The organism is Neobacillus sp. 19, from assembly GCF_049463095.1.
In the GTDB taxonomy this organism is placed as follows: domain Bacteria; phylum Bacillota; class Bacilli; order Bacillales; family Cytobacillaceae; genus Neobacillus.
Genome location: NZ_JBMPZU010000024.1, coordinates 1 through 18,341 on the forward strand (window position 1 = coordinate 1; position 18,341 = coordinate 18,341).

Sequence of the window (18,341 nt, forward strand, 5' to 3'; positions counted from 1 at the left end):
CTGATGTGAAAGCCCACGGCTCAACCGTGGAGGGTCATTGGAAACAGGGGGACTTGAGTGCAGAAGAGGAAAGCGGAATCCCACGTGTAGCGGTGAAATGCGTCGAGATGTGGAGGAACACCAGTGGCGAAGGCGGCTTTCTGGTCTGTAACTGACGCTGAGGCGCGGAAAGCGTGGGGAGCAAACAGGATTAGATACCCTGGTAGTCCACGCCGTAAACGATGAGTGCTAAGTGTTAGGGGGTTTCCGCCCCTTAGTGCTGCAGCTAACGCATTAAGCACTCCGCCTGGGGAGTACGGCCGCAAGGCTGAAACTCAAAGGAATTGACGGGGGCCCGCACAAGCGGTGGAGCATGTGATTTAATTCGAAGCAACGCGAAGAACCTTACCAGGTCTTGACATCCTCTGACACTCCTAGAGATAGGACGTTCCCCTTCGGGGGACAGAGTGACAGGTGGTGCATGGTTGTCGTCAGCTCGTGTCGTGAGATGTTGGGTTAAGTCCCGCAACTAGCGCAACCCTTGATCTTAGTTGCCAGCATTCAGTTGGGCACTCTAAGGTGACTGCCGGTGACAAACCGGAGGAAGGTGGGGATGACGTCAAATCATCATGCCCCTTATGACCTGGGCTACACACGTGCTACAATGGATGGTACAAAGGGCTGCGAAACCGCAAGGTTTAGCCAATCCCATAAAACCATTCTCAGTTCGGATTGCAGGCTGCAACTCGCCTGCATGAAGCCGGAATCGCTAGTAATCGCGGATCAGCATGCCGCGGTGAATCGTTCCCGGGCCTTGTACACACCGCCCGTCACACCACGAGAGTTGAACACCCGAAGTCGGTGGGGTAACCTTCATGGAGCCAGCCGCCTAAGGTGGGACAGATGATTGGGGTGAAGTCGTAACAAGGTAGCCGTATCGGAAGGTGCGGCTGGATCACCTCCTTTCTAAGGATAATGCAGTCCTTTCGGACTGATAATAAGGTTGACGTTTCTTGTTTGTTTAGTTTTGAGGGAGCAATTCTCTCAAAGCTTTTTTGTTCCTTGAAAACTAGATAATCGTAAGAAGAAGCAAAGTAAACATCGAGTAATCGCCATTTTAGTTTTTCTCTCTTATTGAATAAGAGTTATAAACCTTTTTAGGTTAAGTTAGAAAGGGCGCACGGTGAATGCCTTGGCACTAGGAGCCGATGAAGGACGGGACTAACACCGATATGCTTCGGGGAGCTGTAAGTAAGCTTTGATCCGGAGATTTCCGAATGGGGAAACCCACTGTTCGTAATGGAACAGTATCTTTACCTGAATACATAGGGTATAGAAGGCATACCCGGGGAACTGAAACATCTAAGTACCCGGAGGAAGAGAAAGCAAACGCGATTCCCTGAGTAGCGGCGAGCGAAACGGGACATAGCCCAAACCAAGAGGCTTGCCTCTTGGGGTTGTAGGACACTCAACATGGAGTTACAAAGGAACGGGGTAAATGAAGTGACCTGGAAAGGTCAGCCGTAGAAGGTAAAAGCCCTGTAGTTGAAACTTCGTTCCCTCCTGAGTGGATCCTGAGTACGGCCGGACACGTGAAATCCGGTCGGAAGCAGGGAGGACCATCTCCCAAGGCTAAATACTCCCTAGTGACCGATAGTGAACCAGTACCGTGAGGGAAAGGTGAAAAGCACCCCGGAAGGGGAGTGAAATAGTTCCTGAAACCGTGTGCCTACAAGTAGTCAGAGCCCGTTTATGGGTGATGGCGTGCCTTTTGTAGAATGAACCGGCGAGTTACGATCCCATGCAAGGTTAAGTTGAAGAGACGGAGCCGCAGCGAAAGCGAGTCTGAATAGGGCGTTTGAGTATGTGGTCGTAGACCCGAAACCAGGTGATCTACCCATGTCCAGGGTGAAGTCCAGGTAACACTGGATGGAGGCCCGAACCCACGCACGTTGAAAAGTGCGGGGATGAGGTGTGGGTAGCGGAGAAATTCCAATCGAACTTGGAGATAGCTGGTTCTCTCCGAAATAGCTTTAGGGCTAGCCTCACGTTGTTAGAGTCTTGGAGGTAGAGCACTGTTTGGACTAGGGGCCCTCATCGGGTTACCGAATTCAGACAAACTCCGAATGCCAAAGACTTATCCGTGGGAGTCAGACTGCGAGTGATAAGATCCGTAGTCGAAAGGGAAACAGCCCAGACCACCAGCTAAGGTCCCAAAGTATACGTTAAGTGGAAAAGGATGTGGAGTTGCTTAGACAACCAGGATGTTGGCTTAGAAGCAGCCACCATTTAAAGAGTGCGTAATAGCTCACTGGTCGAGTGACTCTGCGCCGAAAATGTACCGGGGCTAAACGTATCACCGAAGCTGTGGATTGACACCGTTGGTGTCAGTGGTAGGAGAGCGTTCTAAGGGCGTTGAAGCTAGACCGTAAGGACTGGTGGAGCGCTTAGAAGTGAGAATGCCGGTATGAGTAGCGAAAGATGAGTGAGAATCTCATCCACCGTATGCCTAAGGTTTCCTGAGGAAGGCTCGTCCGCTCAGGGTTAGTCGGGACCTAAGCCGAGGCCGAAAGGCGTAGGCGATGGACAACAGGTTGATATTCCTGTACCACCTATGAATCGTTTGAGTGATGGGGGGACGCAGGAGGATAGGGTAAGCGCGCTGTTGGATATGCGCGTCTAAGCAGTTAGGCTGGTGAACAGGAAAATCCGTTCACCGTGAAGGCTGAGCTGTGACAGCGAGGGAAATTTAGTACCGAAGTTCCTGATTCCACACTGCCAAGAAAAGCCTCTAGCGAGATTCAAGGTGCCCGTACCGCAAACCGACACAGGTAGGCGAGGAGAGAATCCTAAGGTGAGCGAGAGAACTCTCGTTAAGGAACTCGGCAAAATGACCCCGTAACTTCGGGAGAAGGGGTGCTCTTTAGGGTTCATAGCCCTGAAGAGCCGCAGTGAATAGGCCCAGGCGACTGTTTAGCAAAAACACAGGTCTCTGCGAAGCCGCAAGGCGAAGTATAGGGGCTGACGCCTGCCCGGTGCTGGAAGGTTAAGAGGAGGGGTTAGCGCAAGCGAAGCTCTGAATCGAAGCCCCAGTAAACGGCGGCCGTAACTATAACGGTCCTAAGGTAGCGAAATTCCTTGTCGGGTAAGTTCCGACCCGCACGAAAGGCGTAACGATCTGGGCACTGTCTCAACGAGAGACTCGGTGAAATTATAGTACCTGTGAAGATGCAGGTTACCCGCGACAGGACGGAAAGACCCCGTGGAGCTTTACTGTAGCCTGATATTGAATTTTGGTACAGCTTGTACAGGATAGGTAGGAGCCTGAGAAGCCGGAGCGCTAGCTTCGGTGGAGGCGTCGGTGGGATACTACCCTGGCTGTATTGAAATTCTAACCCGCACCCCTGATCGGGGTGGGAGACAGTGTCAGGTGGGCAGTTTGACTGGGGCGGTCGCCTCCTAAAGAGTAACGGAGGCGCCCAAAGGTTCCCTCAGAATGGTTGGAAATCATTCGTAGAGTGTAAAGGCACAAGGGAGCTTGACTGCGAGACCTACAAGTCGAGCAGGGACGAAAGTCGGGCTTAGTGATCCGGTGGTTCCGCATGGAAGGGCCATCGCTCAACGGATAAAAGCTACCCCGGGGATAACAGGCTTATCTCCCCCAAGAGTCCACATCGACGGGGAGGTTTGGCACCTCGATGTCGGCTCATCGCATCCTGGGGCTGTAGTCGGTCCCAAGGGTTGGGCTGTTCGCCCATTAAAGCGGTACGCGAGCTGGGTTCAGAACGTCGTGAGACAGTTCGGTCCCTATCCGTCGTGGGCGCAGGAAATTTGAGAGGAGCTGTCCTTAGTACGAGAGGACCGGGATGGACGCACCGCTGGTGTACCAGTTGTCTTGCCAAAGGCATCGCTGGGTAGCTATGTGCGGACGGGATAAGTGCTGAAAGCATCTAAGCATGAAGCCCCCCTCAAGATGAGATTTCCCATAGCGTCAAGCTAGTAAGATCCCTGAAAGATGATCAGGTTGATAGGTCAGAGGTGGAAGCGTGGCGACATGTGGAGCTGACTGATACTAATCGATCGAGGACTTAACCATTTTTAAGTGGTTGAACTCGTTTTTACAAAAAACTTCTTCTGCATTATCTAGTTTTGAGGGAATGAAAACCTCAAATAAATAGTCTGGTAACAATGGCGAGAAGGTCACACCCGTTCCCATACCGAACACGGAAGTTAAGCTTCTCAGCGCCGATGGTAGTTGGGGCATGCGCCCCTGTGAGAGTAGGACGTTGCCAGGCACGCATAAAAAGGACAATCCGGGAGGATTGTTTTTTTTTGCGTCAATAAATGAAAGTGAAAAGTAACTCACCAAAAGCGGAAAGAACCCCTCAACTCTACAAAAACAGCCCAAATTTGTCCTTTCATTCCCCCAACTTTATTCCTAACTTCCGTATTTCAATAAAATTCAGGTTTCATTACCGTGAAATTTGGAGAAAATCAGTAGTAGTGAATCGTTGCATCTACATAAAATTTTCAGTATAATTAAAGTCAAATATAGTCAAAGTCAGAAGATGGGGGGTGGGAAGATGAGAAACATCTCCGATATTATTGAAAAATATCTAAAGCAAGTTTTGGAAATGAGCGAGAAGGACCTTGTTGAAATTAAGCGAAGTGAGATTGCTGATAAATTTCAATGTGTTCCCTCTCAAATCAATTATGTAATTAATACTCGCTTTACAATTGAAAGAGGGTATATAGTTGAGAGTAAACGGGGCGGCGGTGGATATATTCGGATTATGAAGGTTCAATCCCACGATTTTGCCCATTTAATCGATCATTTACTTTCACTATTTCAAAGTCGAATCAGTCAGACAAGTGCTGAGGATGTTATCGTAAGACTTGTTCAAGAGGAGATCATTACAAAACGAGAAGCAAAAATTATGTTAAGCGTTATTGATCGCTCCGTTTTATATATTGATCTTCCATACCGAGATGAATTAAGAGCAAGAATGCTAAAAGCAATGTTAACTTCTTTGAAATATAAATAATTTGCGCAGCCGGAGAGGTGAAGAGATGATTTGCCAAGAATGCAATCAAAGGCCTGCAGCACTTCATTTTACAAAAATTATTAATGGAGAAAAAACAGAAGTGCATCTTTGTGAAAAATGTGCTCAGGAAAAAGGTGAAATGTTTATCTTTAGTGGAGAAACGGGATTTGCTTTTAATAATCTGTTAGCTGGTTTATTAAATATTGACCCAACCTTTCAAAATCCAAGTCAAAGTCCATTCCATCAGGAGGAAATACTTCAGTGCCAGTACTGCTCCATGACTTTTCCTCAATTTTTAAAAGTAGGCCGGTTTGGGTGTGCACACTGCTATGAGACATTTAAAGACCAGCTAAAGCCAGTTTTAAGGCGCCTTCATAGTGGAAACTGGACTCATAATGGTAAAATTCCAAAAAGAATTGGCGGGGGGATTCAACTTCGAAAACAGATTGAAGAGCTGAAAGGTAAGCTGAGAGAATCCATCTCCCAGGAGGAATTTGAAAAAGCAGCAGAGATTCGTGATGAAATACGCACATTAGAAAGAAAATTAGCCGATCGTGTTGAGGGAGGGGAATAACGTGTCACTTGAACGGTTTCTGAGGTCTGCCGTCAGCTCCTGGATGAGCGAAGAGGGGCCTGATTCGGATATTGTTCTTAGTTCCCGAATCCGTTTGGCGAGGAACTTTGAAGACTATAAATTTCCAACTGTTTTTTCACATGAAGAAGCAAAGATGATTATTGTAAATATAGAAGAAATTTTAAGAAAATCTGCTGATCAAAATTTTGGGCAAATGGAATTGCTGAAAATCGATGAAATGCAGCCGCTGCAAAAAAGGGTATTAGTGGAAAAGCACCTGATTAGTCCGCAACTGGCTGAAGATTCACCATACGGTGCTGTTTTATTAACCGTAAATGAAGAAGTCAGTATTATGATAAATGAGGAAGATCATATTCGGATTCAATGCCTATTCCCTGGTTTACAATTATCTGAAGCATTAGATGCAGCCAATCAAATTGATGATTGGCTGGAAAGTAATATTCAATATGCCTTTGATGAGAAGCATGGTTATTTAACCAGCTGTCCGACCAACGTTGGAACAGGGCTCCGAGCATCCGTGATGATGCATTTGCCAGGGTTAATCTTAACACAGCAAATCAACCGGATCATTCCGGCCATTCATCAGTTAGGGCTCGTTGTTAGAGGAATCTATGGCGAGGGCAGTGAAGCACTGGGTAATATCTTTCAAATTTCCAATCAAATTACGCTTGGAAAGTCAGAAGAGGATATTAGCCGCGATTTGATGGGAGTTGTAGGCCAGCTAATTTCTCAAGAAAGGTCTGCACGTGAAGCATTACGAAAAACTTCAAACATACAATTAGAAGACAGGGTATATCGCTCCTTAGGAGTTTTAACGAATAGCCGGATTATTGAATCAAAAGAAGCGGCTAGATGTTTATCCGATGTAAGGCTTGGGATCGATATGGGGTTTATCGAAAATATGCCGAAAACGATATTAAACGAATTAATGATTTTGACCCAGCCGGGTTTTCTTCAGCAATATGCCGGCGGACCATTGCGGCCGCATGAAAGGGATATTCGAAGAGCGGCATTAATTAGGGATCGAATAAAAATGGAGAATGATAATAGGTGAGGAGGAAGAGAATATGATGTTTGGACGTTTTACCGAAAGAGCACAAAAGGTTCTTGCTTTGGCACAAGAGGAAGCTATCCGCCTGGGACATAACAACATTGGGACAGAGCATATTTTGTTAGGGCTGGTTCGCGAAGGTGAAGGAATTGCGGCAAAAGCACTTTATGGACTTGGTTTAGGTTCTGAAAAAATCCAAAAGGAAGTTGAAAATCTAATTGGCAAAGGACAAGAAACCTCTCAAACCATTCACTATACTCCTAGAGCTAAAAAGGTTATTGAACTATCAATGGATGAGGCGCGAAAATTAGGTCATTCCTATGTCGGTACAGAGCATATTCTCCTTGGCTTAATCCGCGAGGGAGAAGGAGTGGCTGCAAGGGTCCTTAATAATCTTGGCGTCAGCTTAAATAAAGCACGTCAGCAAGTACTGCAATTATTAGGAAGCAATGATTCAAGCGGTCATCAGGGTGGTGCGTCTGCTACTGCAAATACGCCGACATTGGATAGTCTTGCAAGAGACTTAACGTCGATTGCCAGAGAAGGAAGCCTAGATCCTGTGATTGGACGCAGTAAAGAAATTCAGCGTGTCATTGAGGTGCTGAGCCGTCGAACTAAAAATAATCCGGTATTAATCGGTGAACCTGGAGTCGGAAAAACAGCGATTGCTGAAGGCCTCGCTCAACAAATTGTTAATAATGAAGTGCCGGAGATTCTTCGTGATAAACGTGTCATGACACTCGATATGGGCACTGTTGTTGCAGGAACAAAATATCGCGGTGAGTTCGAGGACCGCTTGAAGAAAGTAATGGATGAAATTCGCCAGGCAGGAAATATCATTTTATTCATTGATGAACTCCATACCTTAATTGGCGCAGGCGGCGCGGAGGGTGCAATCGATGCCTCCAATATCTTAAAGCCATCGCTTGCCCGTGGTGAGCTTCAATGTATTGGGGCAACCACACTGGATGAATATCGTAAATACATTGAAAAAGATGCAGCGTTAGAACGACGCTTCCAGCCGATTCGCGTCGATGAACCAACGGCTGAAGAATCAGTACAAATTTTAGAAGGATTGCGTGACCGTTATGAGGCACACCACCGTGTTTCTATTACGGATGAGGCGATCAAAGCAGCTGTTAAGCTTTCAGACCGCTATATTTCAGACAGATTTCTGCCTGATAAAGCGATTGACCTAATCGATGAAGCAGGATCAAAGGTACGGCTTCGCTCTTATACCACTCCTCCAAACTTAAAGGAATTAGAGGTAAAGCTTGAGGAGGTAAGAAAAGAAAAGGATGCCGCTGTCCAAAGTCAAGAATTTGAAAAGGCAGCCTCCTTAAGGGATACGGAACAACGTCTTCGCGAGCAGCTTGAAGAAACGAAGAAGACGTGGAAGGAAAAGCAAGGGAAAGAAAACAATGAGGTAACGGTTGAAGATATCGCAAGCGTGGTATCCAGCTGGACCGGAGTGCCTGTTTCTAAGCTTGCTGAAACGGAAACAGCGAAGTTACTTAATTTAGAAGAAGTGCTTCATTCTCGGATTATCGGTCAAGAGGAAGCAGTCAAAGCTGTTTCAAAGGCAGTCCGCCGTGCAAGAGCGGGATTAAAAGATCCAAAACGTCCAATCGGTTCCTTTGTCTTCCTGGGACCAACCGGGGTCGGAAAAACAGAATTAGCCCGTGCCCTTGCTGAAGCGATGTTTGGCGATGAAGATGCAATGATTCGGATCGATATGTCTGAGTATATGGAAAAGCATTCCACATCAAGACTTGTTGGATCACCTCCAGGATATGTCGGCTATGAAGAAGGCGGACAATTAACGGAAAAGGTCCGGAGAAAACCTTACTCTGTCATACTGCTTGACGAAATTGAAAAGGCACATCCGGATGTATTTAATATTTTGCTCCAAGTACTTGAAGATGGCCGTTTAACGGATTCTAAGGGAAGAACCGTAGATTTCCGGAACACGGTGTTGATTATGACGTCCAATGTCGGCGCAGAGGCACTGAAACGAAACAAATATGTGGGCTTTAATATTCAAGATGGGGAACAGGATTACAAAGATATGAAGGGTAAAGTGATGGATGAATTAAAGAAAGCCTTCCGTCCGGAGTTCTTGAATCGAATCGATGAAATTATTGTTTTCCATGCGTTAGAAAGAAAGCATTTAAATGAAATTGTCACATTGCTATCTGATCAGTTAATCAAACGCTTAAAAGAACAAGATATTTCACTGGAATTAACTGAAGCAGCAAGGGAGAAAATTTCGCAGGAAGGGTACGACCCTGAATACGGGGCAAGGCCGCTTAGACGGGCAATTCAAAAACATATTGAAGACCGTCTCTCTGAGGAATTACTAAAAGGAACTCTATTAACTGGCCAGCTTGCAATAATTGATGTAGATAATGGCGAATTTATTGTGAGAATGGCTGAAAAAACAAGCTTAGTAAAATAATCTTGTTTGAACCAATAATCAAACTTGTTTAACAACACAGGCAAGAGGTACACGTGAATAAAGTCAACCCGTGTACCTCTTTTTTCATTTTTAGAGTCAGCAAGTGAGGTAGAATCGGATGGCTAAACGAAAAACAAAATTTATGTGTCAGGAATGCGGGTATGAATCGCCAAAGTGGATGGGGAAATGCCCAGGCTGCGGACAATGGAATAAGATGATTGAGGAAGTAGAAGTGACGGGTGCAACGAGAAGAGGGGCATTTGCTCATTCTCAGGGCGGATCGACGCTAGCAGCAAAACCAATGCCCATTAATTCGATTGAAATGGAAAATGAACCAAGGATTCAGACCGACTTAAATGAGCTAAATCGTGTTTTGGGCGGTGGTGTGGTAAAGGGTTCGTTAGTATTAATTGGCGGAGACCCGGGGATTGGGAAATCTACCCTTCTGCTGCAGGTATCTTCACAGCTCGCAAGTAAAGGGAATCAGGTTTTATACATATCTGGTGAAGAGTCGTTACGCCAGACAAAGCTTCGAGCGGAACGATTAGGGATTGCCTCAGAAAATCTATTGGTTTATGCAGAAACAAATTTAGAAGAAATTAACCGGACAATTGACAGCACCAATCCGAGCTTTGTCATTATTGATTCCATCCAAACTGTTTTTCACCCGGATGTGACATCAGCTCCGGGAAGTGTGTCACAGGTTCGTGAATGTACCTCTGAATTAATGAGAATTGGTAAGACAAAAGGGATTGCCATTTTTATTGTTGGACACGTAACGAAGGAGGGATCGATCGCCGGTCCGAGATTGCTTGAGCATATGGTGGATACCGTGCTTTATTTTGAAGGGGAAAGACATCACACATACCGCATTTTACGGGCAGTAAAGAACCGCTTTGGTTCCACGAATGAAATGGGTATTTTTGAAATGAAGGAATTTGGCCTCGAGGAAGTAGGAAATCCATCAGAAATCTTTCTTGAGGAACGGTCCAGGGGAGCAGCAGGCTCAACAGTCGTGGCTTCCATGGAAGGAACCCGTCCGGTTCTCGTTGAAATCCAAGCATTAATTTCGCCAACGAGCTTTGGAAACCCAAGAAGAATGGCGACAGGAATTGACCACAACCGTGTGCCACTGTTAATGGCCGTCTTAGAAAAGCGGGTTGGGATGCTGCTTGCGAACCAAGATGCCTATTTAAAGGTGGCCGGTGGTGTTAAGTTGGATGAACCAGCGATTGATTTAGCCATCGCTGTCAGTATTGCCTCCAGTTTCCGGGACCGTCCGACTAGGCCAACTGACTGTATTATTGGCGAAGTAGGTTTAACCGGTGAGGTAAGAAGGGTATCTAGAATTGAGCAGCGGGTCCAAGAGGCCGCAAAACTAGGCTTTGAGCGCGTGATATTACCGGCAAATAATTTAAGCAGCTGGACGGGGCCAAAAGGGGTTCAGCTCATTGGTGTTTCATCCGTTAGTGAGGCACTCCAAGCAGCGTTGGGAGGGTAACAGATGGATAGTAAAAAGCTTGGTGAACAATCTGTCAGTGATGTATTGCAGTTTATTGCACCCGGCACACCAATCCGGGAGGGAATTGATAATGTCCTCCGGGCGAATACTGGGGGGCTTATTGTTGTTGGCTATAATGAAAAGGTAAAAGGGATTGTTGATGGCGGTTTTGAAATCAATTGCCCCTTTTCGCCAAGCTTTTTATATGAATTGGCAAAAATGGATGGGGCCATCATTTTAAATGAGTTAGGAAACAAGATTCTTTTTGCCAACGCCCAGCTTGTTCCAAATTCAGAAATCGCTGCATCCGAAACAGGGATGCGGCATCGCACGGCTGAGCGGGTAGCCAAACAAACAAAAGCCTTAGTGATTGCTATTTCCCAAAGAAGAAACGTGATTACCCTGTATCAGGGGAATTTCCGCTATGCCTTAAAAGACATTGCGGTCATCCTGACAAAGGCCAATCAAGCTATTCAAACGCTTGAGAAGTATAAAGTTGTCCTCGAGCAAAGTATAACCAATTTAAGCGTCTTAGAGTTCGAGGAATCCGTTACATATAATGATGTTTTACTTGTCCTCCGCCGCTTTGAAATGGTCCTGAAAATAAAAAACGAACTAGTCACCTATCTGCACGAACTTGGGACGGAAGGCCGTCTTATTCGCCTGCAAATGAATGAAATTTTAACGGATTTGGAAGAAGAGACGATGCTGCTTATGAAAGATTATGCCTTCGAACGGGATTTAAGGGCTAAAGAGGTGCTGCAGAGAATGCAAACATTAACGGCAAGCGGGACAATTGAAGATATGGTTTTATTAAAATTATTAGGCTATCAAGGCTATGTTCATCTTGATGAGCATAAACATCCAAGAGGCTACCGGATCCTGCATAAGATTCCACGGCTCCCCTCGGTTATTATTGAAAACCTCATTAGTTCATTTGGGGTGCTGGCGAAAATTATCCCCGCCACAGTGGAGGAACTGGATGATGTAGAAGGAATTGGCGAAGTTCGGGCGAAAAAAATAAAAGAAGGCTTTAAATTAGTTAAAGAGCGGCTGTATACTGATCGTCACTTATAAAAATCGTTGAAAAGGCATTTCGCATGTGCTAAAATTGAAAACTTTAATTTGTTTGACAGAGAATTTTTCCAATGCTACCCTATGAGGAGTAAGAATTTAACATAACAATTTGATTTCAAATCGTTTACAATTTAGAAAAATAATCACCAAATCAAGGTTTCAATTTTAAGAATATGTTTATAATGAATTAGAGGAGGTGAAGGAATGTTAAAACGAATTGTGCAAGCTTGCTTCCTCATTATGGGCGGTACGCTTGGTATACTTTTACTACCGGAATTGTTCGCATTAATTAACATGAATGACATTCCACTGATTAATAATTCATATGTCACTGCTATTTTAGGTGCTATTATTTTTTATCTTATTACCTTTTGGGCAGTAGATTATGTCTTTAACTTTATTAAATGGGCTGAAGATTCTTTAGTGAAAATTCCTGTAACAGACGTGCTTTTTGGCAGTGTAGGCTTAATTTTCGGGTTGCTAGTTGCCTTTTTAATCAGTTTTGCCCTTAATGCCGTTCAGGTGCCGATCTTAAATGCCGTTGCGCCCATCTTGCTTACCCTTTTATTTGGCTACATGGGTTTTCAAGTCGGGTTTAAAAAGCGGGATGAACTTTTAAACCTTTTTGGTAATCGCAACAGCAAGAAAAAGGCTGGGGAAGAGGAAGCTGAAAAGACATCTGGTAAGGAATTGAAAATATTGGATACGAGCGTCATTATTGATGGGCGAGTAGCCGATATTTGCCAGACAGGATTTTTGGAGGGGACCATTGTCATTCCTCAGTTCGTTCTTGAGGAGTTACAGCACATTGCTGATTCCTCTGATGTGTTGAAACGAAACCGCGGCCGCAGAGGCCTGGATATATTAAACCGGATTCAAAAGGAACTCTCGATCAAAGTAGAAATATATGAGGGTGATTTTGAAGAAATTAGCGAAGTCGATTCGAAGCTCGTGAAGCTGGCGAAATTAACAAATGGCATCCTGGTAACGAATGACTTTAACTTAAATAAAGTGTGTGAACTGCAGAATGTCACGGTACTAAACATTAATGATTTGGCCAACGCTGTGAAGCCGGTTGTCCTTCCGGGAGAAGAATTAACGGTTCAAGTCATTAAGGATGGTAAAGAGTATCATCAAGGTGTAGCCTATTTAGACGATGGAACCATGATTGTTGTCGAGGAAGGCAGAGAATATATCGGCAAGCGAATTGAGGTACTGGTGACAAGTGTGCTTCAGACATCCGCCGGCAGAATGATCTTTGCCAAGCCCAAATTATTAGAAAAGGCGCTATAACTGGACATAGATCACTAGATATAGATAGACAGAATGGGGTTTTTTTATGACTTACCAAGTCATTCTTCCGGCGGCTGGCCTGGGGAAAAGAATGCGAGCGGGGAAAAATAAACTTTTATTAGAGCTGAATGGAATGCCTGTGCTCGTCCATACATTGAGAGTATTTGAGGAGGATGAAGACTGCGAGGGCATTATTCTAGCCATTCATCCTCAGGACGAACAGGAATTTAAAGCATTGCTTAGAAAGTACCGCGTGAGAAAGGTATTGAATTTGGTGCCTGGCGGGGATGAACGACAGCACAGCATTTATAATGCCCTCAAAACAGTAGAATCCAATGGGATTGTTCTTGTTCATGATGCAGCACGTCCTTTTATTCGCAAGGGACATATCCACCGTTTAACAGAAACAGCAAGAGAAACCGGTGCGGCTATTATTGGGGTACCGGCAAAAGACACCATGAAAAAAGTACAAGATGGTGTGGTAGTGGAAACTGTCGAACGTTCAAGCTTGTGGGCTGTTCAAACCCCACAAGCTTTTCGTATTTCCATCCTTCGGGAAGCCTATGAAAAGGCAGAAAGGGACCACTTTCTTGGAACGGATGATTCCAGTTTAGTAGAGCGTCTGAATGTTCCTGTTTCCGTGGTAGAAGGCGATTACGACAATATCAAATTGACAACACCTGAAGATTTATTCTTTGCTGAAGCTATTTTGAAAAAGAGAGAAAAGGAGTTTTGCTAATGTTTCGAATTGGGCAGGGCTTTGATGTTCATCAATTAACAGAAGGGCGTCCGCTTATTATTGGCGGTATTACAATTCCATACGAAAAAGGTTTATTGGGCCATTCTGATGCCGATGTGTTATTACATACTGTTACGGATGCCTGTCTTGGGGCAATTGGAGAAGGGGATATCGGCAGACACTTCCCCGATACAGATCCGAACTTTAAAGATGCAGATTCCGCAAAGCTGATGGAGCATGTCTGGCAGCTGGTAAAGGATAAGGGCTACGAACTTGTAAATGCTGATTGCACGATTATTGCACAAAAGCCAAAAATGGCACCGTATATCGAGCAAATGAGAGTAAGGATTGCAGAATTACTTGAAGCAGAACCGGAACAAATCAATGTAAAGGCGACAACGACAGAGAAGCTCGGTTTCACCGGCAGAGGAGAAGGCATTGCCTCCCAAGTAGTAGTTTTATTGAAAAAGAAATGATACAATAATCAGTTGAAAACATACTAATTATTCATGGAGGCATGATCATGTCAAATGACATTCGTGTAAGATATGCGCCAAGTCCAACAGGACATTTACATATTGGAAATGCCCGTACAGCGTTATTCAATTATTTATTTGCTCGCAGCCAAGGCGGAAAATTTATTATTCGAATTGAGGATACCGATAAGAAGCGGAACATTGCCGGCGGTGAGGAAAGTCAATTAAAATATTTAGCCTGGCTTGGAATGGATTGGGATGAAGGTGTCGATGTCGGCGGAGAATATGGCCCCTACCGTCAATCCGAAAGAAATGAGATCTATGAAACCTACTACAAGCAATTATTAAACGAGGGGCATGCCTATCCGTGCTATTGCACTGAAGAAGAACTGGAAGCAGAGCGGGAGGCACAGACAGAGCGGGGCGAAACTCCACATTATTCCGGTAAATGCCGTCATTTAACAGAAGAAGACCGCCGCAGCCTGGAACAAGAAGGCCGCAAACCAAGCATTCGGATTGCCGTGCCGGAAGGAAAGACCTATTCGTTTGATGATCTAGTAAAAGGTACGGTTTCTTTCGAATCAGAAGGAATGGGCGATTGGGTCATCATTAAAAAGGATGGCACACCAACCTATAATTTTGCGGTAACTGTTGACGACTATTTAATGAAAATCTCTCATGTTCTGCGCGGTGATGACCATATTTCCAATACACCAAAGCAATTAATGGTCTATGAAGCATTAGGCTGGGAAGCGCCGATTTTTGGACATATGACATTAATCGTTAACGAAAGCAGAAAGAAGTTAAGTAAGCGCGATGAATCGATTATTCAGTTTATTGAACAATATGAGGAATTGGGTTATCTTCCGGAAGCATTGTTTAACTTTATCACCCTGCTTGGATGGTCCCCTGCCGGCGAAGAAGAGCTGTACTCTAAGAATGAATTTATTGAGATCTTTGATGCCGCCCGTCTGTCTAAATCACCTGCATTATTTGATAAGCAAAAGCTTACCTGGATGAACAACCAATATATGAAAAAGATTGAGGTTGACCGCGTTCTAGAGCTTTCATTGCCGCATTTAGTTAAGGCAGGTCGTGTAAGTGCCAATATGACTGATGAAGAGCATCAATGGGCCCGCGATTTAGTAGCACTTTTACAAGAAAAAATGAGCTTTGGTGCGGAAATCGTGGAGCTGTCAGACATGTTCTTTAAAGAGGATGCTGAATATGAAGAAGACGCGAAGGAAATTTTAGCAGGGGAAACAGTCCCGGAAGTGTTAAAGGCATTTTCCGATGAACTGGATCAGCTTGACAGCTTTAAGGCGGAGGGCATCAAGGCAGCCATGAAGGCAGTCCAAAAGACCACCGGCCAAAAAGGGAAAAATCTGTTTATGCCGATTCGTGCCGCAGTAACAGGGCAGACACACGGTCCGGATCTGCCGCAGTCGATTGAACTTCTAGGAAAGAATAAGGTTCAAAAAAGAATTCATAAAATTATTGGTTAACAATCAAGAGGAAATGTAATATAGTAAAAGAAAGTAATTTCATACACGCAAAAGCGTAGAAGAGGAAAAGTAGAAAAAGGATGCTTGAAAGAGAGAACCATCACCGGCTGAAAGTGGTTTAAGCCCCTCCTGATTTGAAATGCACCTCTGAGCCTCATTTGGAAAAGAGTCAACTTCTAGTAGATATGGGCGGAACCTTCCGTTAACAGTTAGAGTGAGACTTTTTAGCTCAGGATGCCCGTATTTTTTACGAAGGCGCGCGAAGCTAATCGGTCTAATCAGAGTGGAACCACGCATCAAGCGTCTCTGTCGAAATGACAGAGGCGCTTTTTTGTTGTCTAGCTCCAGCGCCTAGCCCCTCGAGGTCACAAGCCAATCCGTCGAAAAGGTTTAAAAAACAACCTTTCGGCCGGCTCGTCTTGTACTTGGCTACAGAAAGCTATCGCTTTCTGTTCGCATAAAGGGAGACTAAGCCGATTTCCAATCGACTATGTCTCCCTTTATCGGGGCTGAACAAGGCGCTTGCGCTTTTCTAATTATTTTGCAAAAAAAAACAGGGGGAATAGCGATGTTCAAAAAGTTGAAGGAGGACGTTGAGGTTGTTTTTGAACAAGATCCAGCCGCAAGAAGCTACATGGAAGTCATCTTAACGTATTCAGGCTTACATGCCATATGGGCACACCGGTTCGCACACGCATTCTTTAATCGAAAATTATTTTTCATTGCACGTGTTATCTCACAAGTAAGCCGATTTTTTACGGGGATTGAAATCCATCCTGGGGCAAAAATAGGCAGGAGATTTTTTATTGACCATGGAATGGGAGTCGTCATAGGAGAAACCTGTGAAATTGGGGATAATGTAACTATATATCAAGGAGTAACGCTTGGCGGCACGGGTAAAGAAAAGGGGAAACGGCATCCTACCATTAGAGATAATGTCCTTATTGCCACGGGTGCAAAGGTGCTGGGTTCGATTACCATTGGGGAAAATTCCAAAATTGGCGGCGGCTCTGTAGTCTTAATAGAGGTTCCCCCTAATTCAACAGTTGTAGGGATTCCTGGCAGGGTGGTTATTCAGGACGGAAAACGAATTAATAAAGATAAAGACTTAGACCACTGCAACCTGCCGGATCCGGTTGCTGACCGTTTAAAAGAAATGCAGACAGAATTAAATATGTTGAAGCAAGAATTGGATGAATTAAAAGAAGAAAGGATTAAAGTCAATGGCCATTCAACTTTATAATACATTAACAAGAAAAAAGGAAGCATTCATACCGCTTGAAGAAGGAAAAGTGAAAATGTATGTCTGCGGTCCAACCGTCTATAATTATATCCATATTGGCAATGCCCGTCCGGCAATTGTATTTGATACGGTCAGACGTTATTTTGAATACCGAGGCTATGATGTCAAATTTGTATCCAACTTTACTGATGTAGATGACAAGTTAATTCGGGCAGCCAATCAGTTGGGAGAAGATGTTCCGGCAATTGCTGACCGCTTCATTCATGCCTATTTTGAAGATGTCACCGCATTAGGCTGCAAAAAAGCAGATATCCATCCCCGCGTTATGGAAAACATGGATATCATTATTGATTTCATCAGCCAATTAGTCGAAAAGGGCTATGCTTATGAATCAGAAGGAGATGTATATTTCCGCACTCGCCGATTTGATGAATACGGCAAACTTTCCCACCAATCCATCGATGATCTGCAGGTCGGAGCAAGGATTGAAGTCGGTGATAAGAAAGAGGATGATTTGGACTTTGCCTTATGGAAAGCAGTCAAGGAAGGGGAAATCTTCTGGGAGAGTCCATGGGGGCCGGGACGGCCGGGCTGGCATATTGAATGCTCGGCGATGGCAAAAAAGTATCTCGGTGAAACGATCGATATCCATGCGGGGGGACAGGATTTAACCTTCCCGCACCATGAAAACGAGATCGCCCAATCGGAAGCTTTATCAGGTAAGCAGTTCTCACGTTACTGGATGCATAATGGCTATATTAATATTGATAATGAAAAAATGTCAAAGTCGTTAGGTAACTTTGTTTTGGTTCATGACATTATTAAACACCATAATCCACAAGTGTTACGATTCTTTATGCTGTCTGTTCATTACCGGAATCCGATTAATTACAGCGAAGAATTATTGGAGAGCACAAAAGCTGCTCTAGAACGTCTGACCACTTCTTATCAAAATTTAAAACACCGGAAAGAAGCAAGTACTGACTTAACTGACCATAACCAGGAGTGGCTGGATAAAATAGCCGCCTTAAAAGACCAGTTTATTGAAGCAATGGATGATGATTTTAATACTGCTTTAGCAATATCCGTTTTATTTGAACTTTCTAAGCTGGCCAATTATTACCTGCTAGAGAAAAATACGGCAGTCGAAGTCATTGATGCCTTTGTCAGTCAATTTGAGGAACTATTCCAAGTGCTCGGACTTTCACTTGGAACGGAGGAAATGCTTGACGAGGAAATTGACGCTCTGATTGAAAAGCGAAACCAGGCGCGGAAGGACCGCAATTTCCAATTATCTGATCAAATCAGAGATCAGCTTAAAGAAATGAATATTATTTTAGAAGATACCGCACAAGGTACAAGGTGGAAAAGAGGCTAAT

The 18,341-nt window shown here is 44.5% G+C and carries 12 protein-coding genes, 3 rRNA genes and 1 other annotated feature; all 15 genes read left to right on the plus strand.

Going from position 1 to position 18,341, the window contains the following annotated elements:
* Nucleotides 1-945: ribosomal RNA gene (locus tag ACO1D1_RS05825) — 16S ribosomal RNA — on the plus strand; the annotation flags it as partial.
* A 194-nt stretch (nt 946-1,139) separates the two neighbouring features.
* Nucleotides 1,140-4,075 (plus strand): 23S ribosomal RNA (locus ACO1D1_RS05830).
* A gap of 82 nt (nt 4,076-4,157) precedes the next feature.
* Nucleotides 4,158-4,274 (plus strand): 5S ribosomal RNA (rrf, locus tag ACO1D1_RS05835).
* Between the two features lie 288 nt (nt 4,275-4,562).
* Nucleotides 4,563-5,024, plus strand: coding sequence for a CtsR family transcriptional regulator (locus ACO1D1_RS05840; RefSeq protein ID WP_149868078.1), 462 nt, complete (start codon nt 4,563-4,565; stop codon nt 5,022-5,024).
* Nucleotides 5,025-5,049: 25 nt separating this feature from the next.
* The gene (locus ACO1D1_RS05845; protein WP_149868079.1) at nt 5,050-5,598 is read left to right on the plus strand and encodes a UvrB/UvrC motif-containing protein; all 549 of its coding nucleotides are present in this window, start codon (nt 5,050-5,052) and stop codon (nt 5,596-5,598) included.
* Between the two features lies 1 nt (nt 5,599).
* Entirely contained in the window at nt 5,600-6,673 is a 1,074-nt protein-coding gene (locus ACO1D1_RS05850; protein ID WP_423335250.1) for a protein arginine kinase, read from the plus strand.
* A gap of 13 nt (nt 6,674-6,686) precedes the next feature.
* Entirely contained in the window at nt 6,687-9,128 is a 2,442-nt protein-coding gene (clpC, locus tag ACO1D1_RS05855) for an ATP-dependent protease ATP-binding subunit ClpC (RefSeq protein WP_149868081.1), read from the plus strand.
* Between the two features lie 118 nt (nt 9,129-9,246).
* The gene (radA, locus tag ACO1D1_RS05860) at nt 9,247-10,629 is read left to right on the plus strand and encodes a DNA repair protein RadA (protein ID WP_423335251.1); all 1,383 of its coding nucleotides are present in this window, start codon (nt 9,247-9,249) and stop codon (nt 10,627-10,629) included.
* A gap of 3 nt (nt 10,630-10,632) precedes the next feature.
* The gene (gene disA / locus ACO1D1_RS05865; RefSeq protein ID WP_423335252.1) at nt 10,633-11,706 is read left to right on the plus strand and encodes a DNA integrity scanning diadenylate cyclase DisA; all 1,074 of its coding nucleotides are present in this window, start codon (nt 10,633-10,635) and stop codon (nt 11,704-11,706) included.
* Between the two features lie 204 nt (nt 11,707-11,910).
* Entirely contained in the window at nt 11,911-12,999 is a 1,089-nt protein-coding gene (locus ACO1D1_RS05870) for a PIN/TRAM domain-containing protein (RefSeq protein WP_423335253.1), read from the plus strand.
* Nucleotides 13,000-13,045: 46 nt separating this feature from the next.
* Nucleotides 13,046-13,738 carry a 2-C-methyl-D-erythritol 4-phosphate cytidylyltransferase gene (ispD, locus tag ACO1D1_RS05875; protein WP_423335254.1) on the plus strand — a complete coding sequence of 231 codons (693 nt, stop codon included), beginning with the start codon at nt 13,046-13,048 and terminating at the stop codon, nt 13,736-13,738.
* Nucleotides 13,738-14,214 carry a 2-C-methyl-D-erythritol 2,4-cyclodiphosphate synthase gene (ispF, locus tag ACO1D1_RS05880; RefSeq protein WP_149868086.1) on the plus strand — a complete coding sequence of 159 codons (477 nt, stop codon included), beginning with the start codon at nt 13,738-13,740 and terminating at the stop codon, nt 14,212-14,214. The genes ispD and ispF overlap by 1 nt, the downstream gene beginning before the upstream one ends.
* 47 nt (nt 14,215-14,261) lie before the next feature.
* Nucleotides 14,262-15,719 carry a glutamate--tRNA ligase gene (gene gltX, locus ACO1D1_RS05885; protein ID WP_423335255.1) on the plus strand — a complete coding sequence of 486 codons (1,458 nt, stop codon included), beginning with the start codon at nt 14,262-14,264 and terminating at the stop codon, nt 15,717-15,719.
* 47 nt (nt 15,720-15,766) lie between these two features.
* Nucleotides 15,767-16,030 (plus strand) — a binding site (T-box leader).
* A 257-nt stretch (nt 16,031-16,287) separates the two neighbouring features.
* Complete coding sequence (gene cysE / locus ACO1D1_RS05890) at nt 16,288-16,962, plus strand: serine O-acetyltransferase (protein WP_423335256.1); 675 nt, start codon at nt 16,288-16,290, stop codon at nt 16,960-16,962.
* Nucleotides 16,943-18,340 carry a cysteine--tRNA ligase gene (cysS, locus tag ACO1D1_RS05895; protein WP_423335257.1) on the plus strand — a complete coding sequence of 466 codons (1,398 nt, stop codon included), beginning with the start codon at nt 16,943-16,945 and terminating at the stop codon, nt 18,338-18,340. Before cysE ends, cysS begins: the two co-directional genes overlap by 20 nt.
* Nucleotide 18,341 lies beyond the last annotated feature (1 nt).

Excerpts from the sequence above, each read along its gene's own strand:
- ACO1D1_RS05840 (WP_149868078.1), top strand. The coding sequence starts at position 4,563 with ATGAGAAACATCTCCGATATTATTGAAAAATATCTAAAGCAAGTTTTG.
- ACO1D1_RS05845 (WP_149868079.1), top strand. The coding sequence starts at position 5,050 with ATGATTTGCCAAGAATGCAATCAAAGGCCTGCAGCACTTCATTTTACA.
- clpC (WP_149868081.1), top strand. The coding sequence starts at position 6,687 with ATGATGTTTGGACGTTTTACCGAAAGAGCACAAAAGGTTCTTGCTTTG.
- radA (WP_423335251.1), top strand. The coding sequence starts at position 9,247 with ATGGCTAAACGAAAAACAAAATTTATGTGTCAGGAATGCGGGTATGAA.
- disA (WP_423335252.1), top strand. The coding sequence starts at position 10,633 with ATGGATAGTAAAAAGCTTGGTGAACAATCTGTCAGTGATGTATTGCAG.
- ACO1D1_RS05870 (WP_423335253.1), top strand. The coding sequence starts at position 11,911 with ATGTTAAAACGAATTGTGCAAGCTTGCTTCCTCATTATGGGCGGTACG.
- ispD (WP_423335254.1), top strand. The coding sequence starts at position 13,046 with ATGACTTACCAAGTCATTCTTCCGGCGGCTGGCCTGGGGAAAAGAATG.
- ispF (WP_149868086.1), top strand. The coding sequence starts at position 13,738 with ATGTTTCGAATTGGGCAGGGCTTTGATGTTCATCAATTAACAGAAGGG.
- gltX (WP_423335255.1), top strand. The coding sequence starts at position 14,262 with ATGTCAAATGACATTCGTGTAAGATATGCGCCAAGTCCAACAGGACAT.
- cysE (WP_423335256.1), top strand. The coding sequence starts at position 16,288 with ATGTTCAAAAAGTTGAAGGAGGACGTTGAGGTTGTTTTTGAACAAGAT.
- cysS (WP_423335257.1), top strand. The coding sequence starts at position 16,943 with ATGGCCATTCAACTTTATAATACATTAACAAGAAAAAAGGAAGCATTC.